General features: G+C 57.5%; 27 protein-coding genes and 1 riboswitch. Of the genes, 13 read left to right on the top strand and 14 right to left on the bottom strand.

Annotation, left to right across the window (positions count from 1 at the left end):
- Positions 1-32: 32 nt before the first annotated feature.
- Positions 33-746 carry a hypothetical protein gene (locus tag M5M_RS14255; protein ID WP_015048195.1) on the bottom strand — a complete coding sequence of 238 codons (714 nt, stop codon included), beginning with the start codon at positions 744-746 and terminating at the stop codon, positions 33-35.
- Positions 747-868: 122 nt separating this feature from the next.
- Between M5M_RS14255 and M5M_RS14250 the strand changes: the two genes are divergently transcribed.
- Entirely contained in the window at positions 869-2,218 is a 1,350-nt protein-coding gene (locus tag M5M_RS14250) for a M28 family peptidase (RefSeq protein WP_015048194.1), read from the top strand.
- A gap of 447 nt (positions 2,219-2,665) precedes the next feature.
- On the opposite strand, the gene M5M_RS19665 is transcribed toward M5M_RS14250, so the two are convergent.
- The 4 genes from M5M_RS19665 to M5M_RS14230 form a co-directional block, all read right to left on the bottom strand.
- Positions 2,666-3,388: a DUF2799 domain-containing protein gene (locus M5M_RS19665; protein ID WP_015048193.1), complete on the bottom strand. Its 723-nt coding sequence runs from the start codon at positions 3,386-3,388 to the stop codon at positions 2,666-2,668.
- Between the two features lie 101 nt (positions 3,389-3,489).
- Positions 3,490-4,746: an amidohydrolase family protein gene (locus tag M5M_RS14240; protein ID WP_015048192.1), complete on the bottom strand. Its 1,257-nt coding sequence runs from the start codon at positions 4,744-4,746 to the stop codon at positions 3,490-3,492.
- Positions 4,743-6,149 (bottom strand): amidohydrolase, encoded by a 1,407-nt coding sequence (locus M5M_RS14235; RefSeq protein WP_015048191.1) that lies wholly within the window; start codon positions 6,147-6,149, stop codon positions 4,743-4,745. The genes M5M_RS14240 and M5M_RS14235 overlap by 4 nt, the downstream gene beginning before the upstream one ends.
- Before the next feature lie 199 nt (positions 6,150-6,348).
- A complete protein-coding gene (locus tag M5M_RS14230) occupies positions 6,349-8,217 on the bottom strand; it encodes a TonB-dependent receptor domain-containing protein (protein ID WP_015048190.1) in 1,869 nt (622 codons plus the stop codon).
- A gap of 104 nt (positions 8,218-8,321) precedes the next feature.
- A riboswitch (cobalamin riboswitch) is annotated at positions 8,322-8,457 on the bottom strand.
- A 252-nt stretch (positions 8,458-8,709) separates the two neighbouring features.
- Between M5M_RS14230 and M5M_RS14225 the strand changes: the two genes are divergently transcribed.
- On the top strand, positions 8,710-9,546 hold the full coding sequence (locus M5M_RS14225; protein WP_015048189.1) for a CPBP family intramembrane glutamic endopeptidase: 837 nt from the start codon (positions 8,710-8,712) through the stop codon (positions 9,544-9,546).
- Between the two features lie 346 nt (positions 9,547-9,892).
- Here M5M_RS14225 and M5M_RS14220 read toward each other — a convergent pair whose 3' ends face one another.
- Positions 9,893-10,762 (bottom strand): fatty acid desaturase, encoded by an 870-nt coding sequence (locus tag M5M_RS14220; RefSeq protein ID WP_015048188.1) that lies wholly within the window; start codon positions 10,760-10,762, stop codon positions 9,893-9,895.
- A gap of 136 nt (positions 10,763-10,898) precedes the next feature.
- Between M5M_RS14220 and M5M_RS14215 the strand changes: the two genes are divergently transcribed.
- The 6 genes from M5M_RS14215 to M5M_RS14190 all read left to right on the top strand — a co-directional run bounded on the left by M5M_RS14215 (position 10,899) and on the right by M5M_RS14190 (position 15,740).
- Positions 10,899-11,933 carry an AraC family transcriptional regulator gene (locus M5M_RS14215; RefSeq protein WP_015048187.1) on the top strand — a complete coding sequence of 345 codons (1,035 nt, stop codon included), beginning with the start codon at positions 10,899-10,901 and terminating at the stop codon, positions 11,931-11,933.
- Positions 11,934-12,122: 189 nt separating this feature from the next.
- Positions 12,123-12,398, top strand: a complete 276-nt coding sequence (locus tag M5M_RS14210) for a hypothetical protein (RefSeq protein WP_144062470.1) — start codon at positions 12,123-12,125, stop codon at positions 12,396-12,398.
- A 48-nt stretch (positions 12,399-12,446) separates the two neighbouring features.
- On the top strand, positions 12,447-12,998 hold the full coding sequence (locus M5M_RS14205) for a hypothetical protein (RefSeq protein ID WP_015048185.1): 552 nt from the start codon (positions 12,447-12,449) through the stop codon (positions 12,996-12,998).
- A 6-nt stretch (positions 12,999-13,004) separates the two neighbouring features.
- Positions 13,005-14,432 (top strand): APC family permease, encoded by a 1,428-nt coding sequence (locus M5M_RS14200; protein ID WP_015048184.1) that lies wholly within the window; start codon positions 13,005-13,007, stop codon positions 14,430-14,432.
- A gap of 178 nt (positions 14,433-14,610) precedes the next feature.
- Positions 14,611-15,003 (top strand): hypothetical protein, encoded by a 393-nt coding sequence (locus tag M5M_RS14195; RefSeq protein WP_015048183.1) that lies wholly within the window; start codon positions 14,611-14,613, stop codon positions 15,001-15,003.
- 224 nt (positions 15,004-15,227) lie between these two features.
- Positions 15,228-15,740, top strand: a complete 513-nt coding sequence (locus M5M_RS14190; protein ID WP_015048182.1) for an outer membrane beta-barrel protein — start codon at positions 15,228-15,230, stop codon at positions 15,738-15,740.
- A 274-nt stretch (positions 15,741-16,014) separates the two neighbouring features.
- Here the strand turns inward: M5M_RS14190 and M5M_RS14185 are convergent, their stop codons facing one another.
- From M5M_RS14185 to M5M_RS19985, 5 genes are all read right to left on the bottom strand, one after another.
- Positions 16,015-16,752, bottom strand: a complete 738-nt coding sequence (locus tag M5M_RS14185; RefSeq protein WP_015048181.1) for an NUDIX hydrolase — start codon at positions 16,750-16,752, stop codon at positions 16,015-16,017.
- A gap of 67 nt (positions 16,753-16,819) precedes the next feature.
- Complete coding sequence (locus M5M_RS14180) at positions 16,820-17,593, bottom strand: ABC transporter ATP-binding protein (protein ID WP_015048180.1); 774 nt, start codon at positions 17,591-17,593, stop codon at positions 16,820-16,822.
- A 15-nt stretch (positions 17,594-17,608) separates the two neighbouring features.
- On the bottom strand, positions 17,609-18,586 hold the full coding sequence (locus tag M5M_RS14175) for a FecCD family ABC transporter permease (protein ID WP_015048179.1): 978 nt from the start codon (positions 18,584-18,586) through the stop codon (positions 17,609-17,611).
- Positions 18,583-19,437 carry an ABC transporter substrate-binding protein gene (locus M5M_RS14170; RefSeq protein ID WP_015048178.1) on the bottom strand — a complete coding sequence of 285 codons (855 nt, stop codon included), beginning with the start codon at positions 19,435-19,437 and terminating at the stop codon, positions 18,583-18,585. Before M5M_RS14170 ends, M5M_RS14175 begins: the two co-directional genes overlap by 4 nt.
- Positions 19,438-19,491: 54 nt before the next feature.
- The gene (locus M5M_RS19985; protein ID WP_016389594.1) at positions 19,492-19,809 is read right to left on the bottom strand and encodes a Kazal-type serine protease inhibitor family protein; all 318 of its coding nucleotides are present in this window, start codon (positions 19,807-19,809) and stop codon (positions 19,492-19,494) included.
- A gap of 175 nt (positions 19,810-19,984) precedes the next feature.
- Between M5M_RS19985 and M5M_RS14160 the strand changes: the two genes are divergently transcribed.
- From M5M_RS14160 to M5M_RS14140, 5 genes are all read left to right on the top strand, one after another.
- Positions 19,985-20,353 carry a PilZ domain-containing protein gene (locus M5M_RS14160; RefSeq protein ID WP_015048176.1) on the top strand — a complete coding sequence of 123 codons (369 nt, stop codon included), beginning with the start codon at positions 19,985-19,987 and terminating at the stop codon, positions 20,351-20,353.
- 104 nt (positions 20,354-20,457) lie between these two features.
- Positions 20,458-20,841 carry a PilZ domain-containing protein gene (locus tag M5M_RS14155; RefSeq protein ID WP_015048175.1) on the top strand — a complete coding sequence of 128 codons (384 nt, stop codon included), beginning with the start codon at positions 20,458-20,460 and terminating at the stop codon, positions 20,839-20,841.
- Positions 20,842-20,939: 98 nt separating this feature from the next.
- On the top strand, positions 20,940-21,647 hold the full coding sequence (modA, locus tag M5M_RS19655) for a molybdate ABC transporter substrate-binding protein (protein WP_015048174.1): 708 nt from the start codon (positions 20,940-20,942) through the stop codon (positions 21,645-21,647).
- Complete coding sequence (gene modB / locus M5M_RS14145; RefSeq protein ID WP_015048173.1) at positions 21,640-22,302, top strand: molybdate ABC transporter permease subunit; 663 nt, start codon at positions 21,640-21,642, stop codon at positions 22,300-22,302. The genes modA and modB overlap by 8 nt, the downstream gene beginning before the upstream one ends.
- On the top strand, positions 22,299-23,309 hold the full coding sequence (locus M5M_RS14140) for an ATP-binding cassette domain-containing protein (protein WP_015048172.1): 1,011 nt from the start codon (positions 22,299-22,301) through the stop codon (positions 23,307-23,309). The genes modB and M5M_RS14140 overlap by 4 nt, the downstream gene beginning before the upstream one ends.
- 9 nt (positions 23,310-23,318) lie before the next feature.
- Here M5M_RS14140 and M5M_RS14135 read toward each other — a convergent pair whose 3' ends face one another.
- From M5M_RS14135 to M5M_RS14125, 3 genes are all read right to left on the bottom strand, one after another.
- Positions 23,319-23,828: a hypothetical protein gene (locus M5M_RS14135; RefSeq protein ID WP_015048171.1), complete on the bottom strand. Its 510-nt coding sequence runs from the start codon at positions 23,826-23,828 to the stop codon at positions 23,319-23,321.
- A 92-nt stretch (positions 23,829-23,920) separates the two neighbouring features.
- Positions 23,921-24,397: a phosphate-starvation-inducible PsiE family protein gene (locus M5M_RS14130; protein ID WP_015048170.1), complete on the bottom strand. Its 477-nt coding sequence runs from the start codon at positions 24,395-24,397 to the stop codon at positions 23,921-23,923.
- A 22-nt stretch (positions 24,398-24,419) separates the two neighbouring features.
- The gene (locus tag M5M_RS14125) at positions 24,420-25,685 is read right to left on the bottom strand and encodes an RsmB/NOP family class I SAM-dependent RNA methyltransferase (protein WP_016389589.1); all 1,266 of its coding nucleotides are present in this window, start codon (positions 25,683-25,685) and stop codon (positions 24,420-24,422) included.
- Positions 25,686-25,824: the final 139 nt, after the last annotated feature.

Genomic DNA, 25,824 nt, shown 5'->3' with positions numbered 1-25,824 from the left:
TATTTGCTAGTCAACACAAATGAGAATTATTTTTATTTAAACGGGCTGGATTTCCGCCATTGTTGCCTGGCCGCAAAGTAGCTCAGCACCATCCCAGACAGCACAAACAACAAGGCCAGCCAGGAAAATACCCTGAGCAATGTGTTGTTGAAATCCTCGCCCAGCCCGTAATCCATGATGTGCAGACGCCAGAAGGCATCGAACCAAACCCAGTAGTCAGTCCTCACTTTCAGGAATTGCCCCTCGGGTCCGAAATACAACCGGTAGCTGTCATCCACCGTCATCTGCCAGACGCCCACCTGCCCGCCCAGCTCATCCACAATGCCCAAGCGGGTTTCTGTATCCGCAAGCCAGCGCACATATACCGATTGCGCCGGGGTTTTCAGCAGGGATTGCCCGAACGCCTCAACGGCCAGGGCATCGGCCAGCGGCGCGGCAAAGCCGCGGGCATCAAACCAATGCACACCGTCCGGACTTTCCACCCGCAGCAAATCGCCATTGGCCGAAGCCACTGCCTCTACCCGCGTGACCCCGGTCAGGGTCGCTAAGGCGGTGTCCAGTTGCCCGGCGTGAATCACCGGCGCAGCAGGCGCTTCGATATAGTCACCGCCTTTGACCCAGGCTTTAAACGGCAGGGTGGCAAACAACACCCCGCCCGCGACCCAGAAAAACACCTGGGCAAACACCAGATAGGAAAGGTATTTATGCAGTTGCCACGCCACGCGGCGACCATTGAAACCCGCCATAGATTGCTCTCTTATTCATTTTTCTGCCCCCTTATACCAAATCCCGCGCGGGTATGCTCTATCGGGTTCCATCAACTCAATTTACCCCCTAGACTTGCCGGTTTTTGGCTGGAGACAACCCCATGCGCTCGCTGTTCACCGGCGCCCTGCTACTGGCGCTCACCGCTTGCACCACCCCGCAAATTCAACAGGACCCGCTGGCTGACTTGCGCGATCGCGCGCTGACCGACATGACCGGCTACCAGTTGGTGAGCGACCTCACCACCGAAGTAGGTGCCCGCATGCCCGGTACCGAGGCCGATGCGCGCGCGGTCAAATGGATGGAGCAACGCTTCAAGACCATGGGCTTCGACAAGGTCTGGTTGGAGCCGGTGGTGTTTCCTTTGTGGGAGCGCAAGCATGAACGCGCGGCCGTGATCGGCAACAGCAGCCAGCCATTGCACATCACCGCGCTGGGTGGCTCGGCCGGTGGCAAGCTGAGCGCCGAGGTATTCATGGTGGATGACTTCGCCGCCCTGCAAGCCGTTGATGATGCCGCAGTGCAAGGCAAGATCGTGTTCATCCGCAACCGCATGGACAAACACATCGACGGCGCCGGTTACGGTGAAGCGGTGATCGCGCGCGCCAAGGGCGCGATCACGGCCGAGAAAAAAGGCGCCAGCGCATTGTTGATCCGCTCCATCGGCACCGACAGCCACCGTTTTCCCCACACCGGCATGATGAGCCTGAGCGCTGGCACCCCCACCATTCCGGCGGCAGCCTTGTCCAATCCCGATGCGGATCAGCTGGAGCGTTTGCTGGTCAAAGGCGCGGTGGAAGTGGCACTGGATATCGACGTGGGCTTTACCGGTGAATACCGTTCGCACAATGTGATTGCGGAAGTGACCGGCAGCAGCAGACCCGACGAGCGCATTGTGATTGGCGGCCACCTGGACAGCTGGGATCTGGGTACCGGCGCCCTGGATGACGGTGCCGGTGTGGCCATCACCACCGCCGCCGCCGCGTTTTTCCTGCACCCCGAGCATCGCCCCGCGCGCACCCTGCGCGTGATTGCGTTTGCCAATGAAGAACAGGGTTTACTCGGCGCTAAAGCGTATGCGCGCGACAACGAAGCGCTGCTGAAAAATCATGTAATCGCCTCAGAATCCGATTTCGGTGCCGGCCGGATCTACGCCTGGGAAACGAAAATGGCGCGCGAAGACGCTGCGATGGTGGCACGCATCAAGCACCTGATGGCACCCCTGGGCATCGACTACAAAGGCAACAAAGCCACCGGCGGCGGCCCCGACATTATTCCCATGGCGGAAAAAGGTGTGCCGGTGTTCCGACTGAAGCAGGACGGCACCGATTATTTCGATTACCACCACACCGCCGACGACACGCTGGATAAAATTGTGGTTGAGGATTTCAACCAGAACATCGCCGCCTGGGTGGTGATGTTGGGCGTGTTGGCGAATGAGTGGGAGCGGTAGGTTTAGGCGAGAAATGGGTGGATTGCGAAGGTGGAATGCAATGGTGGAATGCGCTATCGCTTATTCCACCCTACGGGTTTGGACGCGGGGTTGGTGAAATGCATTGCGTTTATTCTTCCGTGCGGTGATTGATCGCGGGGTTGGTGGAATGCGCTATCGCTTATTCCACCCTACGGGTTTGGGCGCGGGGCTGGGGGAATGCATTGTGTTTATTCATCCGTGCGGTGCTTGATCGTGGGATTGGTGGAATGCGTTGCGTTTATTCATCCGTGCGGTGATTGATCGCGGGATTGGTGAAATGCATTACGCTTATTCATCCGTGCGGTGATTGATCGCGGGATTGGTGAAATGCATTACGCTTATTCCACCCTACGGGATTTGGGCGCTTTTGTAGGGTGGAATAAGCGATAGCGCATTCCACCTTCGACCCCATCTATATGACACCAATCACCGCAAGCCGGGTCCGTCCAGCTGCATGTGCAAATCACTCAGACTGGCTTCAACGCGATGGCGCGCCTTGCGCAGTTTGGAAATTTCTTCCCTGTGCAGTTTGATATCAATCAGCGCCTGCGTGCGCTCATCCACAGTTGCATCTTTGCTGATAATCAGCGCTTCCGAATCGGCAATCAACGCTTGTTCTGCAGAAATCTGGCTTTCGATATCGCTCAGCTCTTGTTCTAGCGACGCAATGCTGCGGCGGATTTCATACCGTGCATAGCCCGCCTCGTGACCGGCACCAAACGACGGGTAGGCATTGCACGCGCGGTTAAGGCTGTAGCCGTTCTCGCCCGAGATAAGGCCATTGTCGTAATTGCAGTAGTCCTCCAAGCCCAAGTGATAACCGCGCTCGAATTCCGGGTAGCGGCCGGATTCGCATTGGGTATTGTAACTGCTGCCGTTCTGGCCGAGATTCCGGCCGGTATCGTAACTGCAGTATTCGTCCAGACCGGCGCGATGACCGCGTTTGAAAGCGGTGAAATCGGCTTTGATGTTGTGATCGGCACAATCGCTGGCGTATTCCTTGTATTTGCCGGTGCCCTGGCCATGCACCCCGTGCTGATAACCAATGGCATACCAGTCGGCCACTTCACATTCCTGTTTGTTCATGGTGGCACAACCACCGGCGAGAAGGGCCATAACGGCCAATAGGCAATAGATGATCTTTTTCATAGCAGTCTGTATTTTGCGTTTTTTGAATTATAGCGGCAGGTGGGCTTAACGCAGGCTGAATCAAAAAGTAAAAAAGCGGCTTGCGCCGCTTTTATCACTGCTTACTTGGCAGGCTTCAGGCGCTCGAAGTAACGGTCGCGCAGCATCGTGGCGCGGGTCACCATCGACGCCGTTTCACCCCCGGCCATCACCAATACCGGCTCGCTGGTAACCTCCAACGGGTCGCCACTCCACAGCACCAGATCGGCCACGCCACCTTTTGCCAGATCGCCCGTTACCGGTGCTTTGAACCAGCGCGCGGGGTTGGCGGTCATGGCGGCAATGGCGACAGTTTTGTCCAGCCCATTGGCCACGGCATTGCCGGCAGATTGACGCACCAGATAAGCATTGTGTGTGTTGTGCCAGCTCATGCCGGTAAACAACAAAGGCACGCCAGCCTTGTGCAGCAGCGCCGCATTGTCCAGCCGCGCACCCAGCGACTGATAACCCGTGGGCAGGTTATCAATCGGGTCCATCAGCACCGGCACGCCCTGGGCGGCAATTTTGTCGGCCACCATCCAGCCTTCCTGCACGCCCACCAACATCAGCTTCAGTTGGTATTCCTTGGCCAGATCGAGGATCTGCACAATGTCCACAGCGCGATGCACGCGGGCAAACAACAGGGTTTCGCCTTTGATCACCGGCTCCAAAGCCGCCAGGTCCATCAGGCTCAGGGAAAATTCCCGGGTCTCGCCTGCCAGCGCGGCTTTTTTATTGGCCGCAAAATCCCGGGCGTCGGTCAGCGCCTGGCGCAACAAAGCGATAGCCGCGGCACGGGAGTTGCCTGCCAGGCTGATGCCATACTCGGTGTAATCCACCGCTACGCCCAGGTTTTTCTGCACGATGCGCGGACTGTTGCCCAACTGTGCCAGCGCAACAGTGCCCGAGAACAACCCACTGCCGGATTCCGGCATGATTACCGCGTGGGTGAGGCCATGGGCGCGATTGTGTGGCAGCAAGGTGGACTGCGGGTTAAACGCGTCGGCCATTTTCAATGCAGCGGTAATGTCGGTGCGCTCCGTGTGGAAATCCACCGTCTGTTCAATGGCACCCACTTCCACCACGCCCAGCTGGGTGTAGCTGTTGAACAATCCGGCCGTAACGGATTTGCCTTTGCCGTCAATCACGCGATCGGCCGGCAGGGACAAATTTTTGCCCATGGCTTCAATGCGCCCGTCGGCAATCAACAAGTCGGTGGCCGGCAAGGTTTTGCTGGCGGTATAAATATCGGCGCCTTTGATCAGGATCGATTCCGCCGCCGCGCACAGGGGCAGGCTCAGCATCAATGCGCTGGCCAGGGTTTTAGTCAAACGGTTCATGGGCGCACCTCCCCGGCTTGCAGAATACCCAGGTTGAAATCACTGGTGGGGGCCACGCTGGCGTCGAGCCGGTCGTAGCGCAAACTGCCATCAATCCAGACTTTTTCGGCGTGCGCGTAAACGCTCATGGGGTCTGCATCCCACAACACCAGATCGGCGTTTTTGCCTTCGGTCACGGAACCGATTTTGTCCTCAAGGCCCAGCGATCTGGCCGGGTTCAGGGTGGCCCATTTGATCGCCTGCGCGCCCGTCAGCCCCAACCCGAGGCGGTTGCCCGCGCTCATGGCTTTGGCCACCTCCTGGTTCAGGCGCTGAATCTGGATGGGGTCATCCGAGTGGATAATCGCACAGCCCTTCACGTAATCCACCAGTGCAATGTTCTCGCGCACCATATCGAACGCTTCCTGCTTGAAGCCCCACCAGTCGGCCCACATCACCGCGCAAATGCCTTCCTGCGCCAATTGCGGCGCCACTTTGTAGGCTTCCACCGAGTGGTGAAAGGCGGCAATCTCGTAGCCGAATTCCTTCGACATATCGATCATCTGCGCCATTTCATCGGCCTTGTAACAATGGTTGTGCACGCGGATTTCGCCATCCAGCACGCCGGCCAGCGTTTCCAGACGCAGGTCGCGGCCCGGAACGTCAGCCTCTTCGCCCGCTTCGATTTTTTTCTGGTAATCGGCCCATTTTTTCCGGTATTCCGCCGCTTCTATCCAGGCGTTGCGGTAGCCCGCCATATTGCCCATACGGGTAGACGGCAGCTGGCCCTTGGAACCGTAAACCCGCTTGGGGTTTTCGCCGCAAGCCATTTTCAGGCTGTAGGGCGCGCCGGGAAATTTCATGCCCTGCACAGTGACCGAGGGTACGTTTTTCAAGGTCACGCCGCGCCCGCCGATCAGATTGCCGGAGCCCGGCAGGATCTGCACGGTGGTGACGCCACCGGCCAGGGCTTTTTCAAACTGGGGGTCTTCCGGCCAGACCGAATGCTCGGTCCACACCTGGGCGGTGACCGGGCTGGTCATTTCGTTGCCATCGGCATGGTTGTCCGTCGCCGGCGCCGGGTAGTTACCCATGTGCGAGTGCACATCGATCAGCCCGGGGGTCAGCCATTTGCCACGGCCATCCACCAAAGTTGCGCCTTCCGGTACCTGCAGGCCTTCACCCACCGCCTTGATCACGCCATCGGCTACCACCACATCGGCATGGGTCAGTTCTGTGCCATCGCCCACCAGAATGCGCGCGCCTTTGATCAGCAGGGTATTGGCTGCCGGCACCTGATAGGTGGAGGGGAAAGGATCTTTATCGGGTAATTCGAGCGTGGGTTTTGGCTTGTCCGGTTCACCGCAGGCACTGAGCGCCAGGGCGACTGCGCAGCTCAAGCCACTGAGAATCCAGCGGTTCATGGCAGTTCCTGTAGTTATAGTGGTAGGAACTAGTAGGACGAGATAAGCGCCACATCCCGCAATGCGGGGTCACGCAATGTGGGCGCAATACGGAGTCGCAATACGGGGTCAGACCCGGTCAGGCCAGACTCCCCTGCGCCAAAGTACCAAGGGGTCCGACCCCTTGGTACTTTGGTGAAAGTCTGACCCCGTCGTCTTATCAGAAGCGGACGTTGGCGCTCACAAAGCCGTTGATACCGTCTTCGCGGAAGTTCCGCACTACGGTGTACTCCTTGTCGAGCAGGTTGTTGATGCGCGCATCCAGGCTGAAATGTTCGGTCACCGCCCAACTGGCGCGGGCATGCAACAAACCGTAGCCGGGCACCTTATTCAAATTGGCGGCATCGCTGTAACGCGCGGAACGGGCTTCAATCACCATACCCAGCGTCACCGGGCCAAAGGCACGACTCACGTCCAGGTTGAACAGCTGGTTGGCACGATTGATCAGCTGATTGCCGGTAGCTTTGTCTTCCGGCTCAAGGTAGGTGTAATTGGCGCTCACCAGCACATCGCCGAAGCGGTTTTGCAGCTCCAGCTCGCTACCCTGAATCTCCGCCTTGTTCACGTTACCGGGCAACCAGGCACTGAATGGGTCGCTCGGGTCCACGGGCGCCCAGGCAATCAGGTCGTCAATGTTGTTCTGGAAGGCATTCATGGCGAAGTAGAGTTCGCCGTCGCGGTATTTCACGCCCGCTTCCAGGTTTTGCGATGATTCGGGCTTCAGGTCCGGGTTACCGGAAAACGGCCAATACAAATCGTTAAAACTCGGCGCCTTAAAACCGGTGCCGGCCGAAGCCACGAGAGTCCAGGCCTCGTCCACCGCCCAGCCCCAGGACAGGTTGCCGGTGTTTTTACGACCATACTGGTCGGAATCATCCGTGCGCGCACCCAGTACAAATGAGTGATTGCCCACCTGCGCCTGATACTGTCCGAAAACCGCCTGCGTGGTACGCGAATCTTCGTCGTACGCTACGTTATTGGAATCCACTGACTCGCGCTCATAGTCCAGACCCAGCGTCACCAACTGGCCTTCGGCCACGGCCAGGTCGTTCTGCCAACTGGCGTGACGGCGCTCGGTGGTAAAGGTATTGGTGCCGCCCCAAACTGACTCGGCCACACCGGGTACATGATCGAAGTTTTCAGATTCGTCCTGAGCAACGCCGGCCCGCAATTCCGCCCGCCACAGATCGTTTACCTGGGATTTGATACCGGCATCCAATATGCCATTGCTGAACTCGGTGTAGGGCAGCGACACGGGATTACACGGGCCCCAGGCATCATTGCACAGACGGTCTGTATCGCTTTCGCCGGTCTGGTATTGCGCGCTGGCAAAAACGGCGGTTGCATCGGTCAGGCTCAATTCGCCCGACACGCTCGCACTGGTTACGCTATAAGCATCGTCATCTGCATCGCCATAGCTTTCGTTCAGCGTGCGGTCATAACCGTCGGTGGTGTGGTGGCTGAGCGTGGCATTCAGGTTGGCGGTGTCAGATTTGAAACCGCCGGCGAGCCGATAGCGCTGCTCATTGTGCGAGCCATAACCCACATTCAGCGCCAGATTTGCACCCTCATTGCTGGCCTTGCGGGTGAAGATCTGCAGGGTGCCGCCAATGGCATCGGAGCCATACAAGCTCGAACGAGGCCCGCGCACCAATTCAATGCGTTCGATCGAGGCCGGGTCCAGGTACTGGATAGCGCTCGCCCCCAAGGTCGCCGAATCGATGCGAACACCGTCCACCAGTACCAACAAATGGCTGCTGTTAGTACCGCGCACAAACGCACTGGCGGTGGCGCCACGGCCGCCGCTTTGCACCAGATCGAGACCGGCAAACCGGTTGATCAGCTCGGGCACGTCCACCACCTGCAATGCAGCAATATCCTCTGCTGTCAGCACGGTAACCGGCGCAATGGTCTGCGATAGCGGCGTTTCGGTGCGCGTGGCCGTCACCACAATTTCGTCCTGCACGGTCTGAGCCAGCGCAGTGGTGGATGCGAGGCCAACGGCCAGCGCGAGTACTTTGGTCTTCATAGGGGCTCCCCAATTTTTAAGATAAATTGAGGGAGGGAGAAAAGTGGGCAATATCGGCTCACCATGCAGCCCTCCGCTACATTGAGTGCCTGAAGCAATCATCTGCTTCAAGCGCGCCTCAGGCCGGTATCGGGCTTGGCCGTTCAGTTCGGCCTTACCGTTGCGGGGGCAGCACCGGAGTTTCACCGGTTTCCCATTTAACCAGAGCATGACCACTCATCCTTAGGTGGTCACCCTGGCACCTGCGTGCGATGGCGCGCAGTTTACTCTGCTCACCCACAGGGTCAACCACCACGACCTGTGCCATTGGTGGTAGAAGCCCCAATCCTGTCAGGCGGTTGCATCATCGCTCGACTGGTCGTATCGCAGGTACCATCGACCGAGCTGTACTGTCACTGCCCACTGGCTTCACCAATAATCCAATGGAAAATTACAAAAAATTATCCGGGAGCAAACATAAATGAAAAAAATATTTTTTAACGCCGAAGGGAAATGGCGCAACGGCTGGTGGATTCTGCTGTTCATCGGGCTGATCGTGATAACGCAACCCTGTATCGATTGCTGAGTACCCAGCTGCGCGACGTTAACGTCCCGGAATCAGTGGTAGACGCGATCCCACCCCTGCTGATTTTTTTGATTACCTGGATTTGCATGCGCTTGCGCAAACAAACATTGGGGCAGGTTGGCCTGCAATTTGATCGCCGCTGGCTTGCGCAGCTTTTACTGGGTACGGCGCTCGGCATCGCCTGGCTATTGGCGGTCGCCATTCCCATCTGGATTGCTGGCGGCGTGGAATTTTCAGTAAACCCCAATGCCTCGATGAACATTCTGCTCATCGGGCTATGGGGTTTTGCACTTGGTGCTTTAATGGAAGAACTGTTACACCGGGGCTTTATCTTTCAACGCCTTATCGATGGCATCGGTTTTATCGGCGCACAGTTTTTGGTGGCCGCTATTTTTGCGTTTGGTCATCTGGAAAACCCCGAAATGGAAGGCTGGGTACAGTTGCGCGCCTGTACAGACCTTGCCATCGCTTCACTCATTTTTGGCCTCGCCTATTGGCGCACTAAAAGTCTGGCGCTGCCATTTGGTTTGCACCTGGGCTGGAACTGGATGCAAGGCAGCGTGATGGGCGTCGCCGTCAGCGGCCACGAAACTCAGGGCCTGCTGGTGGCGCACATCACCGATGCACCCGTCTGGCTCAGCGGCGGAGGCTTTGGCCTGGAGGCCAGCCTGGTATCGCAATTGGTGAGCCTCCTCGTGCTCGCGGCTTTATGGTACTGGCCGAAAAAATCATCGCCATCGCAAGCGCAACCCGCTCTGGCCTGAGGCACCCACACACAGTAAAGAACCTACTGTGGCAACCATCCGGCCTGCCACAGGCTGTACACATGCAACGGTCTGGTTGCCGATAAGAGCGACCTTTGCGATAGTGAGGGCGTGGATGCCGGCGACCTGGCCCCCTAAAAGCAGCCCCTCTATTGACGCCTTATTGGTGGTGGGAAACGAAGTGAGTGGCACAACAACGATCTACCAAGTGCAATAACCCGAACAAGGGCCGCTCTGGCGGCCCTTCGTTTTCCATACCTTGACGCCCGGATGAACTATTCGCCTCAAGTACCCTGCCCGCAGTGAAAAATACCATCGCCCCATTATTTTTCGTTTCAGGAAATGATTACTGAGCCTCTGCCATGCCTCTTTGCAAGGGTCGCAGGCCCAACGGCGTTTGTGTTGCCGGCAGTTGTGACTCGTGAAAAGCCTCCCGCGCCAACCAGGCTTTGCGGTAGCGGTAAAACGGAACCGATGGATAGAGATGATGCGACAAGTGATAGTTTTGCATGGTCAATAACGGGCACAAGAGCCAATCGGCGCCGAGCCGGTTAGCCGTGGCCTGGTAAGGCGCCTCACTGGCTTTTACCGTATGGGGGTAGTGGGGTAGGAAATCAAAACACAAGGCCAGCAAGAAAACCGCAATCCGGGAAGGAAGGATAAAAAATAGCAGGTATTCAGCGAACCAGGGCGACAGCAGAAAACCAATAAACACCAAAAAGGCAAAGCCCATCGCCAATACAATGGCGCGCTGATCTGCGACAGACCGCTTGGTGAAACAGGCGGGTTGAAAGTAAAGGTAAAGATAGTGCAGATCGAGCGTCGCCCAGCGCAGCGGCAACTGCCAACGCGGGCCGGTACCGCAATAGTGGTCCGGATCGGCGCCGGGTTCGTTCACGTGGCGATGATGCTGCATGTGGACGTAGCGGAACAAACGAAAAAACGGAATGGGCGACAGCAATAAGGTACTGAACAATCCGGCCGTATCGTTCAGCCACCGCACCCGGCTCACGCTGCCGTGACTGGCATCGTGACCCACCGTAAATACAAGGTATGCCGCCAGGGCGTTGCACGCGACACTCCAGCCCCACCACCAATAGCCACTCACACCCAACGCGGTAGACAATCCGAATGCCAACCAGCAGCCCACCAACAACGCCAATGTGGGCCACGCGAACTGCGGGCGTTGCAACAACGTTTTAAAAGCTTCATCCATTTTTTTGCCCCCGATTAAGCACTCAAACAGCTTCGGCCTTTGGCTAACACTCTGCCATGACCGGCCGTGACAAGAGGGGGACATTTTGCGCCATGCGGGATACACTGGATTCAACTGCTGCTGAGGAACACAGCCATTGACCGCCAGTCTCCCTACCAGTTACCTGCGCCTGCTATTGCAGGCGACGGGCGCCAATGACGCACGCACACGCGCGCTGGTGGCAGCCTGCGGCCTGGAAACCCATCCGACACAGGCACCTCTGGAGAGCCAATGGCCGCTGCTGGAACACCTGCTTGCGCAATACCCGGAACCCCGACTTGGCTGGCAATTGGGTCTGCAAATGCAACTGGCTTTACACGGCCAACTGGGTACGGCCTTTTACAGTGCAGCCGACCTCGGCAGCGCATTGCAACTGCTGGAGCGATACCTGCCCGTACGCGCACCGGTCTTTTCGCTCTCTATAAATAAGCACGCCTCGGGCTGGTGGCTCCAACTTGAACCCCGCCTGCCACTGAAATGCTTATCCCGGTTTCTTACCCACACCACCACCGCGGCCCTGTGTTCTGCCATCAGCAGCTATACCGGCGCCGCCTTTGACGGCGAAATCCAGTTACCGCAGTTTGAACCTTCGGACAGCCCGGACCTCTTTCATCCCTATGCGGATAGGATCCGCCTGGGCTCTTCCGTCGCCCGGTTGTTTTTAAACAACACCTTACTGACCCGCCCGTCCCTGATGTCCGATGCAGCACAACACGCCCTTGCACTTGCGCTGTGCGAACAGGCCCTGCAATCACAGGGGCAGTCCGCTGACGCGCTACCGCACATATTGATGCAATGGTTCAGCGAAACACCGGGCCAGCGTTGGACCCAAGACCAGGCGGCCACGCATTTACACATGAGCAGCCGGACACTCAATCGCCGGCTCCGCGCAATAGGCACCAGTTTTCATCACTTGCAGACCACCTATCTGCATCGCTGCGCTTGCCAGTTACTCAACAACCCGCAACTGAGTGTGGATGCCATTGCCTTGCAATTGGGGTTTCACGATGGCGCCAGTTTCCGGCGCAGTTTTAAACGCTGGCAAGGCACAACGCCATCTGGCTATCGCGCACAAAACACCCCACCAGACGCCCGACGCGGGCCGTCACAAGGCGACAAAAAGGCCGGCTGAAAAAATAGTTTGCCGCCATATTGTGTTTTTGCGGGCACAGGAGGAATATTGAGTCGCGCTGAGATTTTTCACACCTTAAGATAGCGCTGGACTCCTATGCTGCCCCGCCGGTTGCTGCCCTACCCAGTAATAAACAATCCAAGCCCCCAACGCCGCAGCCCATTTAATGGTTTGTCGTTGCTGGCGTGTTTGAGTTTATTGCTGGCCCTGGGCTCGGCCCAGCTTTACCACCTGCATAGCAAAACCAACGCACCCAAATCATTTCTGGCCAGTGTGGAACTCGCTTCCACTGCGCCCCAGATCGAGCGCCAGGATACGCCGCCGGCGCCCCTCACCACGGCATTCCAATGCCTGTGGACCGTGGTCACCAGCAGCGGCTATCCATTGGCTTTCACCCGTTTCGTCCCCACGCGAACCTATACCTTTGCAGCGGTGCGCGCACCGCCAGAACGTTTTTCTGCCTGATTACACTGCTTAAAAAACGTCTTGTATTTGCCTTGCAAAGGATCTCCTATGTTCGCTCTGAATAGCATTAAACGCGCCCGCACAACCATCATCGAAAAAACTGCCAGCCCCGAGCTGTTCGCCCACTCCCCGGCACTGGCACTGTTCCGGGATTTCCGCGATCTGCCGCCCGCCTGCTTCAGTGGATCAACCCACCTTGAGGTCGCCGCCGAGCAGGTTATCCAATCGCCGTATGACTTCGGCCTGGTGGTCAACAGTCAGCACGAGATACTGGGTTGCATTCTCGAATCGGTGCTGTTGCTGGAAAACCGCATGAGTCTGCAGCAGGCGGGTTTTGATCTTGCGCTGATGGACGCCCGGCAACTGATGAAACCATTGTCCGCGTTGCTGGCCATTGAGCTCAGTGCCTTTTCACAATTGTCGGTCCGCAAATTGGCAAAGCTGATGCTGCAAAAACAACTGCAGGAGCTCGTCATCATGGACAGCGCCAGTGACGAAATGCGCTCGATTATCACCCTGACACAAATGCGCAAACTCACGCATCTGGCCCTGCATCAGCCAACGCCGGTGAGCCAGTTGGTTGGCATATTGAAACACTGACGGGCCATGACTGTGAACCGCATTAAATCACAGCAAGACCTGACCCGGGGCGCCGAGCGCGCCCCCTTACAACGCACGCTGGGTGCCTTTGAGCTGACGTTTCTGGGCATTGGCGCCATTATCGGTACCGGTATTTTTCTGCTTACGGCGTTGGGCGCAGAACGCGCCGGGCCAGGCTTACTGTTATCGTTTTTTATCGCGGGGTTGGTGTGCGTGTTTGCCGCCCTGGCCTATGCCGAACTGACGGCCATGGCGCCGGTAGCTGGCAGCGCCTACAGCTTCGCCTACCTTTCGGTGGGGGAATGGTTGGCGTGGCTGGTGGGCTGGAATCTCATTTTGGAATACACCGCGGCGGCGGCAGCCGTCGCGGCGGGCTGGGCCGGCTATATTAACGGCCTGCTGGCACACTATGACCTCGCGCTGCCCCTGTGGTTGCGCACCGGCTATTTCACCAACACAGAGACAGGCGGCATCAACCTGCTGGCAGTGCTATTGGTGGGTTGTATCGCAGCACTATTGGTCCGGGGCACGCGCGAATCTGCTCGGCTGAATGCATTCCTGGTAGGTGCCAAACTCATCGGGCTGCTGATTTTTATTGCTGTCACACTGACATTTTTCAGCCCAGACAAGCTGTCACCTTTCATGCCTTACGGTTTTTGGGCCAGCGAGCAAGACGGTCTGGTGCGCGGCGTGTTGGCAGCGGCATCATTGATATTTTTTGCCTACGTAGGTTTTGATGCGGTTTCCACGGCGGCAGAGGAAACCGTAAACCCCCAGCGCAACATCCCCATCGGCGTGATTGCCTCAATCGTCATTTGTACGCTGATCTATCTGCTTGTGATTCTGGCTGCACTGGGCGCGGTGCACTACAAAGCCCTCGCGGGCAACCCTGAACCTCTGGCGTACGTGATGCGGACACTCGGCTACGAACAACTGGGCAATGTCATCGCATTGATCGCCATATTCGCACTGCCCACAGTGATTATGGTGATGCTGTACGGCCAGACCCGGATATTTTTTGTGATGGCACGGGACGGACTCATTCCACGCTCACTCACCCGCCTGCATACCCGCTACCACACGCCCGCGCGCCTGAGTTGGCTCACCGCGGCGCTGGTTGCCGTTCTCGCAGGCCTGTTGCCGCTGGATCAGATTGCCGAGATGTCCAACACAGGCACCTTGTTCGCATTCATTGTTGTTGCCATCGCCGTGATGTTGCTGCGCCATCAGCAACCAAACTGGCACCGGCCGTTCCGCTGCCCCGCCGTCTATGCGGTCGCTGGCATCGCCCTGATGGGTTGCGTGCTCCTGTTTATCAGCTTGCCGGCAATTTCCATCGAACGGTTCGGTATCTGGAGCCTGATTGGGCTCGTTATCTATGGCGTTTATGGCTATCGGCACAGTGAAATGTCAGCTTCCACAAAGCGGGCATGACGAGCCGCGCACGAAAGTACACCTCGCCAAGAATCCAACGTAAAAATGACGCGCGGCACTGAGTCACACAGTGCCGCTCATAATGCAATCGACCCCAAACAGCAGCCGTACAGTGCGTGACACAATGAGTACACTACCTTATTCTTCCACAGCAAGAAAAATAATTAAGGAATGGCACATGTTCAAAGGATACCTGATGCTGATCGCGCTGCTGATTTCCAGCATACCGGGGATTGCTGAATCGCAAACAAACGCCGAAGCAAAACCCAGCGTGGGTGAAGCCATGAACCGCTGTCTGGCCAGTTTTAATTGGAGCAGCTGGAATATGTGGCGCTTTGATGTATACGCGTCCGCTCAGGACAAGGTGCTTATTGGCGATATCGGCAACTATTACCGGTTCACCAGCGCAGGCCATGGATTTGAACACGTGATTGACGGCAAAATTGTCGAACAGAACCCGGCCATTACCCGCATCTCTGAGCTTACATACACTTGCACAGATAACTGTCCGAACAATATTCAAAAACGGATCAACTGGTTCAAGCGTCGGTGCAAGGCGTTCGAGTCCTGATTCGTAATCAGCGCATAGGGACTGCGTTTAATCCATTCAACTTTTTGCCAGACAGAGCCCACCATCAGCACTCTCAATCAAAAAGATCCTGGCATGGACCCATAGGAACCAACTCTTTAACCCCTATTTTTATAGGGTTATTTCACCGAACTGGCACGATCTTGCCAAATTGATTTGGTAATAATACTATCCCGCCCCACCAATCAATAATAAAGGACTATGTCTTGAAAAAGTTTCTTGCTACAACCGCATTAGCTATTGCCGCCGGCAGTTTCACCACAGCTTCCATCGCAGAAGAAGGGTTCTACGCAGGCGCCAACCTCGGCATTATGCACGTGGACCTGGGCGATGCTTCCAACCCGTTTAACGTCGGGATTCAGCTGGGCTATCACTTCTCAGACAACTGGGCAATTGAAGGCCAATACACCAGCTCTCTGAGCGATGGCTCTTTCGAAAACCCCAGCTACTACGGTCCGGACAATGTGGACTTCTCCGTTGAAACACTGGCGGGCTATGGCGTATTTCGGTCTAGTGGCAACGTTTACTTCAAAGCCAAGGCCGGCATTATCAACGAAACCATCGACGCCGAAGGCGGTTACAGTGCATCCGACACAGGCGCATCCGTTGGCCTTGGCCTGGGCTTCCGTCAGTCGGACGCAGGCAACTTCGAATTGGAAGCCACCATCATTGAAGAAGATGTAATCTACTTTTCTGCCGGTTTTAATGTGAACTTCTGAGTTGCGCACGATAGCACCGCTGCCTTTACCTAGCGGTGCTACCATCCTAATCTGGTGACCATTTGGCGACTGACTTGAAAAGTAGAATCAGGCATGGTCCTTTTGCCGAAGCTATGTATATATCAAACACATCTTTTGGAGCTTTGCCTGCAGAAAACGCCAAGGGAAAAAACCAATCAAAGATCAGAATAGAGACGTTTAGCCTGGAAAACCCTGATACTCCACGAACAATGGATTGCGATTCTTAATGGGTTTTGGTGGAATATGCTTGCGCTTATTCCACCCTACACGTGGTTTGAGACAGGTAGGCTGCTAAACAGCCTTTCAGCAAGTCCGTGTGATTTTTCAGGTCCGCAATGGCCTCCTCACCCGGCACTGGTACTTCCACCAACAAGCCTTCCTGTTCATCCGCTTTGGCGTTGGCAAAGTCTGACGCTATGCCCAGATAATTAATCTGAATCGCGCCAACATCTGTTTCCTGAGTAATGGCAACCAGGCAGTTATCCGGAATGGTGAGTTGCACATTGGACTCTTCAAAGCATTCGCGCTCGGCAGTAGTGCGGGGGTTGGCGCCGTCGCCGGCGTCGTCCACGGCGGGTGCATAGCCGCCGCCGAGCAGGCTCAGGTAGCCGGGGTAAAGGTGCGAGCTGGCGCTGCGTTTTTGTAATAGCAGCGTTTGTTTTTCGTGGTTTATGGGTAGCACGGTAGCCGATAAACCCGTGGGCATTGTGCCGGCTTCGCGCAGTGCGAGCATCTGGGAATAGGTGACGACCTGATAATGGATTTGTTCAGGGAAACCGTCGCAGTGGATGTCGGCCAGCGCGTGCCATTCATCTGTACGCAATGTTCTGGCGATGGCCTCGGCGCGCGCAAGGCTGTCGGTGGTCAACGGCGCCTTGCCTTGGCTGATCAGGCGCGGGCTGCGTGTACCAATGGATAAAAAGCGCAGATTGATCTTGTGCGCAGCGCACCATTGGTTGAGCACAGAAATGGACGGTAAAGATTCAGACATAGCTTCAGACTTTTTACACTGGCCCAATACCGTCTGGGCAAGCGCACTTAACGGGAACAACAGCTCCCTAAACCAACGGCTCCGCCGCGGCAATGTGTAAACCTTTGGCCGTGGTGGTTATATCGGCACGGATACGATAAACCTGGGCAAGGTTCTGTTCGGTAAGCACCGCCTGCGGCGCACCATCGGCCACCAATTCACCATCATTCAACAATAGCAAACGATCGCAATAGCGCGCGGCAATGGAGAGATCGTGCAGGGCGGCAATCACCAGCCCGGTTTCGGCTTTGGTTTTCAGCAATTGCATGATCTGAAGCTGATGCAGTGGGTCCAGTGCCGCGATGGGCTCATCGGCGAGCCACACATCGGCCACGGTGGCGAACAGGCGCGCGCATTGTACCCGGCGCAGCTCGCCGCCGGACAGTGTATCCACCGCGCGCTGTGACAGATGATCCACACCGGCCGCCTGCAACGCCATGCGGATAATACCCGCGTCTTTTTCCAGTGCCACCTGGGTGCTGCCGGTGTAAGGCAGGCGACCGAGCGCCACCAGCGTTTCCGCACTTACCGACCAGGCCGGCTGCTCCTGTTGCGCGAGAAAAGCGAGTTTTTTTGCCCGCGCCGGCCCCGGCCATTGGTTCAGCGGTGTATCGGCAAGCCGCACCTGCCCGCTGCTGGCAGGCAACACCCCCGCGAGCATTTTCAGCAGTGTGGATTTGCCCGCGCCGTTGGGGCCGATCAGGCCGATCAGCTGACCCGATTCGGCTGAAAAACTGATATTGCGCAGCAGTTGCGCCTGGTCAATGGCATAGGACAAGTTTTCACTGGTGAGCCGCGTCATCGTTTTTCCTGTCCGTTATAAAAATTGGCGTTTGCTTTTCATCAGCAAATAAATAAAGAAAGGCGCACCCAACAAGGACGTGACCACACCCAGCTTCAGCTCCCGCACCAGATCCAGATGGCGCACCAGCAGATCGGCGCCTAACAACAGCAGTGCGCCGCCCAAGGCCGACAGCATCAACAATTTACCCGGCTGGTAATCGGCCCACCGCCTGAGCAAGTGCGGCACCATCAAACCGATAAAACCAATGGCGCCACTGACTGCCACCCCGCCACCAACGGCCAGGGCAATGCCGAGCAAAATCAGGATGCGTTCGCGATTGCCGTTAAAACCCAGGCTGCTCGCCGTATCGTCGCCCAGCGTGAGCGCGTCCAGGTAGGCGCGTCGATGCCACATGAGTAACATGCCCATGGCAATGGTGGGCGCGGCGACGAGCAAATGATCGTTACTGCGGTTGGCGAGCGAGCCCATCAGCCAGAAAATAATTTCCTGCAGGGCGAACAGGTTTTTGGCAAAGTTGAGCGCCACCGCCGTCAGGGCACCGAACAAGGCGTTTAACGCAACGCCCGCAAGAATAAGCACCAGCAGGCTTTTGCTTTTACCCGCCAGCCCATAGATGGCCAGCAGCGCGATCAGGCTGCCGAGCATGGCGGCCACCGGCAGCACGCCCCAGCCCCAGGCCGCCAAGCCAAAATACAAGGTAATCACCGCGCCCAGGGCCGCACCCGACGACACCCCCAGCACGCCCGGCTCGGCCAGCGGATTGCGCAACAGGCCCTGCATGGCAGCACCGGCCATGCCCAGCCCTGCGCCCACAATCAACGCCAACAAGGTGCGCGGCAGTCGCACATCAAACGCAATACTGCGCGCGGCACTTTGTTCGCCAGCCCAGGCATCGCGGGCGGCATCCAGCAGCGAAATATCGGCCACCCCCAGCGTTAACGACACAGCGGCCAGCAGGAGCAATACGGCGGAAAGTATCAGGGTTTTCATGGGCGCTCCCGTGCAGCCAGTGATTGACGCAAATCCACCAGCACGGTGATCAGTTCGTTGATATTGGGCGCCGGGCACACGCTCAGGTTGCCGGGCAGGCTGGCCAAACGGCCCTGTGCCAGCGCCGCATCCAAAGCAGGGTGACTGAGCACTTCATGGGCGAGGGAAAAATGCCCGGCCGCGACCCGATCCACAATCAATACATCTGGCGGATCAATCACCAGCCGTTCCAGGCTGATACTGGCAAAGCCCTGTTTGCCCGCCAACGCAGCCCAATTGCGAAAACCGGCAAGGGTGAGCATTTCATGTTCCAGCGTGCCCGCACCCGGCGCCACGTGGTTGGGGCCAAGCATCAGGGCCGTGGGTTTTTCGCTCTCGGGCAGAGCGGCCGCCGCGGCCTGCAACCGGGTTTTGCGCGCCTGCCAGCGGGCTTTGTGCTCGAGCAGTGCAGGCGGGTTACCCAGAATAACTGCCATGCGATCCAGATGACCTTCTATGTCATCCAGAGCATAGGGCAGCGGGATGCGCTGCAGGCTAAACCCGAGCGCCTGCAGCAGTTCAGCGGCTTCGCGCGCACCGTATTCACCCGCCAATACCAGATCGGGCCCGAGCGGAATGACTTCTTCCACCAGGCCGTGGTTTTTATGCAGCCCTGCTGCCTGCCCGGCCAACGGCGACATGAGCGGGTTGTCGGCAAAATAGGTGACGCTGGCGATGCGTTCGCGCGGCGCAAACCGCAGCAGCATCTGATCCACACACAGATTGAGCGATACCAGTCGCTGAGCGGGCGCTTCGGCCACTGACCCTATGGATGTGAACAGCAGGGCCAGGGTGGTAATCAGATAGCGCATTCAGAGCCTGCAAAAGCCTGGCCCCATCGGGCGATGGGGCGTTAAATCGTGGCATCAATGGGTGGAGGGGCACTCACCTTTGGTCCAGCTGGTGACGCCGGCATTGGTTGCGCCACAGGCGTTGCTGTAGGTTTTGCCGTCACAACCACAAACCGGATTGTAATCCATCGTACACATGCGATTCGGGTTGATCTTACTGGTGTCGATACAGCTATCGGCAATCTGTTCTACCGCTTCGGCAACCGCAGGCTTGGCCTCTGCTTTATGCTCAGCCGCGGGCGCAGCAGAACTGGCGATGGGCGCACGTTCCTGACCACAGGCAGCCAGAGCGAGCGCGGCCAGAAAAAAAACTAAGACGGTGTATTTGGGCATCGGGTGTCCTCCCTGAGAGTAGGGCCATTATAAGGGCCGGATGCGGGCACGCAAATGTGAAGGATCAAAGACAAGGCGACAGTGACCGCATTTACCCGGCCGTTCACCGGTTCCGTCATGTAAAGCCACGCGGCCGGGTGCGCCAGCGACTACACTTAGGCTCAGGAGGTTCAGTATGCCAACCACCAATCGCCGCCGCTTTGTAAGGGTGAAATTTACCCGCGCCATCAGACTCACGCAGGGACAGCATCTATGGCACTGCACCTTGGTCGACATCTCGCTCAAGGGCGCGCTCCTGCTGCTGCCCGACGACAGCCAACCCCTCGCCGATGAACCCATGAGCCTGGATTTGAGGCTGGACGACCAGACTCACATTACCCTGACGGCGCGCCTGGCCCATCAGGCGGGACGGCAATTGGGGCTGCATTGCTGTGAAATTGATGTGGACAGCATGGCGCATCTGCGCCAACTGATCAGCCTGAATACCGGCGACGCCGATGCCGCCGAACGGGAGCTCAGGCAATTGGTCTCCGACCTGCCCTGACACTGAACCAACGCTACCACAAATGGTACTCACGTATTAATATATGTCCTCCGGGCCGGCAGCGACCACCCTTAAGCGGACACCCTGGAAGAGGTTTATAGGGAATGACTACCACCAGCACAGACGACAACCGCGAACGGCGTTACTTTCCGCGCGTGCACTACCGCGCCTATGCCACCCTCATGACCACCCAAAAGAAGTTTGACGTACACATCGTCGACGTGTCGTTCAACGGCGCGCTGGCGGCGCTGATCCGGCCCCATGACCTGACGCCGGGCGAAGAAATCATCCTGTCGATTGAAGCCGGCGACAACAACCTGATCAAAATGCAGGGCAAACTGGCCCACCAGCGCGACCACCTGCTGGGCATTGAATGCCGGGCACTTGGCATCGACAACCAGGCGCGCCTGCGCGAGCTGCTCAAAAAGGAATCTGACCGGGCCGAGCGCAGCGTCTCGCGCATGATGTCGGACCATCAGGACCACTGAGCCGCCTGCATCGCACGGGCCATTGATCCCCCGCAAGGTAGTCACCGGAAATTCTGCTAACATGCGGCTCTACGCTTGTTGCCGGCCAGAAGCTTTCCATGCGTTTAGCGATCTTACTGTTGTTGATGATGACCGCCATGACTGCGGTGGCGGAATCGCTGCGCCTGGCGGTGGCCAGCAATTTCCGGCCGGCACTGGCCGCACTTGCGCCCGAGTTTACCCGCACCACCGGCATTGAACTGGTCATCAGCAGCGGCGCATCCGGTCAACTCGCGACCCAGATTCTGCAAGGCGCCCCGTTCGATATTTTTTTATCCGCCGACGACCATTACCCCGCCAGATTGCACAGCAGCCTTGGTGGTGATTTGCCGCAGACCTATGCGCAGGGCCAACTCTGGCTGGTAAGCCGCACAGCGGCAAACGACTGGCAGAGCCTGTTGCGCAAGAGCGATAAAATTGCGTTGGCCAATCCGGCTCTGGCCCCCTACGGCGCGGCGGCCGACACCTTGATGCAATCACTGGCACCCCTCTCAGCCACCCGGGTAACCGCTGCCAACATTGCCCAGGTGCGGCAGTGGTATGACGCCGGCCACATCAATACCGCCTGGCTGGCGGGGTCCTTGGTGCCTGCGGATGCGCCCACGCGCTTTAATCTCACCGCGCAGTTGCATGCGCCCATTCGCCAACAATTGTTGGTCATAAAACCGTCGCCCCGGAGCACGCAGTTCATCACGTTTTTGTTAAGCCCCGACACTCAACGGCAGCTGCAGCCATTGGGTTACGATCCGGTGAACGCTGATGATTGACGCGGCGGCCCTGGCGGCGATTGTGCTTTCACTCAAACTGGCGGCGGTGAGCACAACGCTGTTGTTGTTACTCGCCATTCCGTTGGCCTGGTGGCTGCAGGCATCCACGAGCGCACTCGCCCGCGCCAGCGAAATTCTGGTGGCGCTACCCCTGGTGTTGCCGCCCACCGTCATCGGCTTTTATCTGCTGTTGGCGTTTTCGCCCCACCAATGGCCGGGTGCCCAGTGGCTGGCACTCACCGGCAGCAGTCTGGCCTTCAGTTTTACCGGTCTGGTGATCGGCTCGATGGTGTACTCCCTGCCGTTTGTGGTGCAACCGCTGCAAGCCAGCTTCGCGCAACTGGACAAAGGTTTGCTCGAAATGGCTGAGCTGCAGGGGCTGAATCGCTGGCAACAGTTTGCCCAGGTGGTACTGCCGCTGTGCAAGCAAGGATTCGCCGGTGCGTTTGTGTTGGGCTTCGCCCATACGCTGGGCGAATTCGGGGTGGTACTGATGATTGGCGGCAATATTCCCGATGAAACCCGGGTCGCCTCGATCGCAATTTTTGATGCGGTCGAACAATTGGATTACGCGGCTGCGCATCAACTGTCGCTGATCATGCTCGCCATTGCCGTGGTTGCCCTGCTTGCCATTTACGGCCGGAAAAAGTCATGAACGGGTGGCACATCAACCTGTTGACGCTGCCCCAGCAGCCAGACCTGACACTGCCCACCGAGGGCGTGACCGTGTTATTCGGGCAATCCGGCTGCGGCAAAACCCGATTGCTGCGCGCACTGGCCGGGCTGGACCCCCATCGGGGTAACATCAGCTTCAGGCAACAGCGCTGGCTTTCAGGCACACAAACCCTTGCACCCGCGGCGCGCAAGCTGGGCATGATGTTTCAGGAATCGCGCCTGCTGCCGCACAAAACCGTGGCCGATAATATTGTGCTGGGCCAGTCAATCCCGCTGCCCGCGCAGTTGATCGACGCACTGGATCTCACTCATTTACTGCACACCCGGGCCAACCAACTGTCGGGCGGTGAGCAACGCCGGGTTGCGCTGGCGCGTACACTTGCGCATCAGGGCCAGGCCATTTTACTGGACGAACCGCTTACCGGGCTGGATGCCGAACGCAAGCGCAATGCGCTCGCGCTGATCAAAGCCGCCGGCAAAGAAAAGCCCGTGATCATGGTGACCCACCAACTGGATGAACTGCTGCACGTGGCCGATCATCTGATGCTGATGGACAAAACCCGGCTGTGTGACGGCCAATTGCAGGCGCTGATCAACCACCCGCTTCTGGTGCAACAGCGCGGCCACGCATTCAGTATTTTATGCGGCGAGGTAAAACCTTCGGCGAACGGATTTTCAACCCTGTTGTTGGATGACGGCCAACAGATCCGGCTGGTGGGCAAACAACACATTACCGAGCGGGGAATCGCCATCGACGCCCGCGACGTCAGCATCGCGCTGACACGCGCGAACGACAGCAGCATTCTGAATATCGTCAAAGTCCGGATTCAATCTCTGGGCGATGCGGATGCAGCTTACGCCACACTGGAACTCGCGCTGGGCCGGCAAACCTTGCGCGCCTTGCTGTCCGGTCATTCAATCCGCCAGCTGGGACTGGCACCGGGGCAGTGGGTATACGCACAAATCAAAGGCACGGTACAAATCTGAACGGGTTTTTCATTCAGCTTTGACCGGGCTGTAGAGGCCATCAAACACCTTAACCCAATCAGCGTTTTCGTTGTTTTTGGGACGCGATTCCCACAACTGCCTTACCCCGCCATCCTGCAGTGGCGTCCAGCTAATGCGGTGCAACACCGGTGTGCCCGTGGGGCTGATGCCATCGCCCGACAACACCATCGTGCCCTCGCGCCAGCCGCCGGATAACAACAGCGTCAATCCGCTGTTATCCACCCAGGTCTGGTGCCATTGACCAGTAACCGGGCTGTAACTGTTATAGGAGGTGCCGTGATATTTTCCTGCTGTGGTGTAAGTTTCACGCAGGGCACACCCATCCACAATTTTTTCAATGCGGTTGTGCCCGACCTGGCCTTTACCTTCCACCGAGACCGCCCACTCACCCAGCCAGAAATCGAATTGGCGATGAGGCCCGGTATCACAGCCGGAAGCGAAAGCGATTGGCGAGAATAACAGGCCTGTCAGCAGGAACCCGTTGGCAAGCATTTTCATGGCAGCCCTCCGTTTTTCCGACAGCTTAGCGCCTTGAATACACCGGGCCGGTCGGCCTGCGCCAGAGAGAACCGCAATTGCGTTGGAACGACTCAATGCTCCGATTGCGCAGCGGGCTTCAGCGTCAACAGCCAATAAGTAATGCCTAATGCCAACAAGGTGACACCGATCGCAAGCACGTACTGGTAGGATAATTTCTCGACGTCGAGAATAATGATTTTCCGGGCGATGGCCATCAATGCAGTGGCCACTACCAACTTAACCGGAAACACATGGCTGCCAAGGTAAAGCCGGATATTGATGAAAATTTCAATCGCGATCAGCACCACCATAAAGGCGCCGAACACATAGAAGATATCGTTCACATCCAGCAAAAACATGGGAGGCTCTACCAACTTCTGGTACAGCACATAGACCACGTCAGCGACACCCAACAATATAACCATCACCATCAATGCCGCCAGCACTTTTACGGCCCACTGAATCACCCGATGCATCGCGGATATCAACGTATCCGGATGGTCTGTGGGTAACTCCTGATGCAATTCATCGCGTGGGTCATGGGCCATTGAAGCGTCCTCTTAAAGGTGACTAGCTGGCTGTTGGCATTTTTCTGAATACTGCCACAAACATCGTATCTGAATCCATGTCCGGACAGCCGAGTAAAGATTGGGACACCAAACTGAAATCAGGGTATTGCGTCAACAGCCAGGCGACTTGCTGCTCGTTTTCTCGCTCGTCCCAACTGCAGGTGGCGTACACGAAGCTGCCGCCCGGGCGCACTGCTGGCAGGGCGTTGCTGACAATTTTGCGCTGCAATTGCACGAGTTCTTCGGTATCTGCAGTGGTATAACGCCAGCGCGCTTCCGGGTTGCGCCGCCAGGTGCCAGAGGCGCTGCAAGGCGCATCCACCAACACCCAATCAAACCCCTGTTGCTGCGCCACTTCTTTTGGCAATGCCAGGGGCGCGTCGGCGCTCCATACAAACGAGCGGATGTTGTATAACCCGGCGCGCTTGGCGCGACGCTTCAGCTCTTGCAGTTTGCGTTCGTGAATATCGGTGGCCAGCAACATGCCCTTGTTATGCATGCCGGCGCCAATGGCGAGGGTTTTACCGCCTGCACCGGCGCACACATCCCATGCTTTCTGGCCGGGGCGGACCTCTACCCGCCCGGACAAACACTGGCTGGCAAGGTCCTGTACTTCGAGCGCGCCGGCTTTGTGCAGCTGGCTAAGTTTGATGGATTTACCCCCGTGAGCGCACAAGCCCTGCTCACTCAGCTCAACCAACACACCGTCTTGTTCAAGTGACGTTTTGGCTTGCTCAGGCGTCATGTCGGATTGCAGACGCAACCACAAAGGCGGGGGCAACGCCTGGGCGGCCGCAAATGCATTTAATTGCGCCTTAGACCAACCACTGAGTTCGGCGCGCTTGCTTATTGCGGCCATCCAACCCGGTCGCAAACCATGCCACAGAGCAAACAATGACGGATTGCTTTCCGTGCCTGCGCGAAAGGATTGCGCCAGTTGGATTTTCTTCGCCAACTCAGGTGCGGCTTGCGCGGGCTCTGGGTTTAACCGGAGATCCAGCCATTGCTCAATTTGCGACGCTGACAAACGCGTCACCTGCTCGGGCGTCCACTTGGCGTCCCACGCCAGCCAGTCGATATTGGCGTGCCCGGCTTCAAACTGATGGGCCAGCGCGCATATCAGTTGTTGATACGCCACCGCCTTCTGCAGGCGCGTGACTAACGCGGCATGCGCGCCCGGTGCCGGCACCAATTTGGCGAGATTGGCACTCAGCCAGCGGTCCAGATGGGTGCCCGCGGGCTGGGCCTGCCACGCCTGCCAGATCAAAGCCCAGGGTCCTGCAGCCGAAAAACCGGCGGAGGTTTTGCTCGACCCACGCGCGGGCGTTTTTTTTGACGCAGGGAATTTTCCACGCGGACTTTTGCTACCGGATTTCACAAGGACACCTTTTGATTTATCAACTGAC

This window comes from Simiduia agarivorans SA1 = DSM 21679 (assembly GCF_000305785.2).
Taxonomy (GTDB): domain Bacteria; phylum Pseudomonadota; class Gammaproteobacteria; order Pseudomonadales; family Cellvibrionaceae; genus Simiduia; species Simiduia agarivorans.
The sequence above is the reverse complement of the archived record's forward strand: the minus strand, read 5'-3'. Positions and strand labels throughout refer to the sequence as shown.

What these genes read in the sequence shown, in the direction of transcription:
- M5M_RS14255 (WP_015048195.1), bottom strand. Translation starts at nt 746, where the DNA reads ATGGCGGGTTTCAATGGTCGCCGCGTGGCGTGGCAACTGCATAAATAC.
- M5M_RS14250 (WP_015048194.1), top strand. Translation starts at nt 869, where the DNA reads ATGCGCTCGCTGTTCACCGGCGCCCTGCTACTGGCGCTCACCGCTTGC.
- M5M_RS19665 (WP_015048193.1), bottom strand. Translation starts at nt 3,388, where the DNA reads ATGAAAAAGATCATCTATTGCCTATTGGCCGTTATGGCCCTTCTCGCC.
- M5M_RS14240 (WP_015048192.1), bottom strand. Translation starts at nt 4,746, where the DNA reads ATGAACCGTTTGACTAAAACCCTGGCCAGCGCATTGATGCTGAGCCTG.
- M5M_RS14235 (WP_015048191.1), bottom strand. Translation starts at nt 6,149, where the DNA reads ATGAACCGCTGGATTCTCAGTGGCTTGAGCTGCGCAGTCGCCCTGGCG.
- M5M_RS14230 (WP_015048190.1), bottom strand. Translation starts at nt 8,217, where the DNA reads ATGAAGACCAAAGTACTCGCGCTGGCCGTTGGCCTCGCATCCACCACT.
- M5M_RS14225 (WP_015048189.1), top strand. Translation starts at nt 8,710, where the DNA reads ATGGCGCAACGGCTGGTGGATTCTGCTGTTCATCGGGCTGATCGTGAT.
- M5M_RS14220 (WP_015048188.1), bottom strand. Translation starts at nt 10,762, where the DNA reads ATGGATGAAGCTTTTAAAACGTTGTTGCAACGCCCGCAGTTCGCGTGG.
- M5M_RS14205 (WP_015048185.1), top strand. Translation starts at nt 12,447, where the DNA reads ATGTTCGCTCTGAATAGCATTAAACGCGCCCGCACAACCATCATCGAA.
- M5M_RS14200 (WP_015048184.1), top strand. Translation starts at nt 13,005, where the DNA reads ATGACTGTGAACCGCATTAAATCACAGCAAGACCTGACCCGGGGCGCC.
- M5M_RS14195 (WP_015048183.1), top strand. Translation starts at nt 14,611, where the DNA reads ATGTTCAAAGGATACCTGATGCTGATCGCGCTGCTGATTTCCAGCATA.
- M5M_RS14185 (WP_015048181.1), bottom strand. Translation starts at nt 16,752, where the DNA reads ATGTCTGAATCTTTACCGTCCATTTCTGTGCTCAACCAATGGTGCGCT.
- M5M_RS14180 (WP_015048180.1), bottom strand. Translation starts at nt 17,593, where the DNA reads ATGACGCGGCTCACCAGTGAAAACTTGTCCTATGCCATTGACCAGGCG.
- M5M_RS14175 (WP_015048179.1), bottom strand. Translation starts at nt 18,586, where the DNA reads ATGAAAACCCTGATACTTTCCGCCGTATTGCTCCTGCTGGCCGCTGTG.
- M5M_RS14170 (WP_015048178.1), bottom strand. Translation starts at nt 19,437, where the DNA reads ATGCGCTATCTGATTACCACCCTGGCCCTGCTGTTCACATCCATAGGG.
- M5M_RS19985 (WP_016389594.1), bottom strand. Translation starts at nt 19,809, where the DNA reads ATGCCCAAATACACCGTCTTAGTTTTTTTTCTGGCCGCGCTCGCTCTG.
- M5M_RS14160 (WP_015048176.1), top strand. Translation starts at nt 19,985, where the DNA reads ATGCCAACCACCAATCGCCGCCGCTTTGTAAGGGTGAAATTTACCCGC.
- M5M_RS14155 (WP_015048175.1), top strand. Translation starts at nt 20,458, where the DNA reads ATGACTACCACCAGCACAGACGACAACCGCGAACGGCGTTACTTTCCG.
- modA (WP_015048174.1), top strand. Translation starts at nt 20,940, where the DNA reads ATGCGTTTAGCGATCTTACTGTTGTTGATGATGACCGCCATGACTGCG.
- modB (WP_015048173.1), top strand. Translation starts at nt 21,640, where the DNA reads ATGATTGACGCGGCGGCCCTGGCGGCGATTGTGCTTTCACTCAAACTG.
- M5M_RS14140 (WP_015048172.1), top strand. Translation starts at nt 22,299, where the DNA reads ATGAACGGGTGGCACATCAACCTGTTGACGCTGCCCCAGCAGCCAGAC.
- M5M_RS14135 (WP_015048171.1), bottom strand. Translation starts at nt 23,828, where the DNA reads ATGAAAATGCTTGCCAACGGGTTCCTGCTGACAGGCCTGTTATTCTCG.
- M5M_RS14130 (WP_015048170.1), bottom strand. Translation starts at nt 24,397, where the DNA reads ATGGCCCATGACCCACGCGATGAATTGCATCAGGAGTTACCCACAGAC.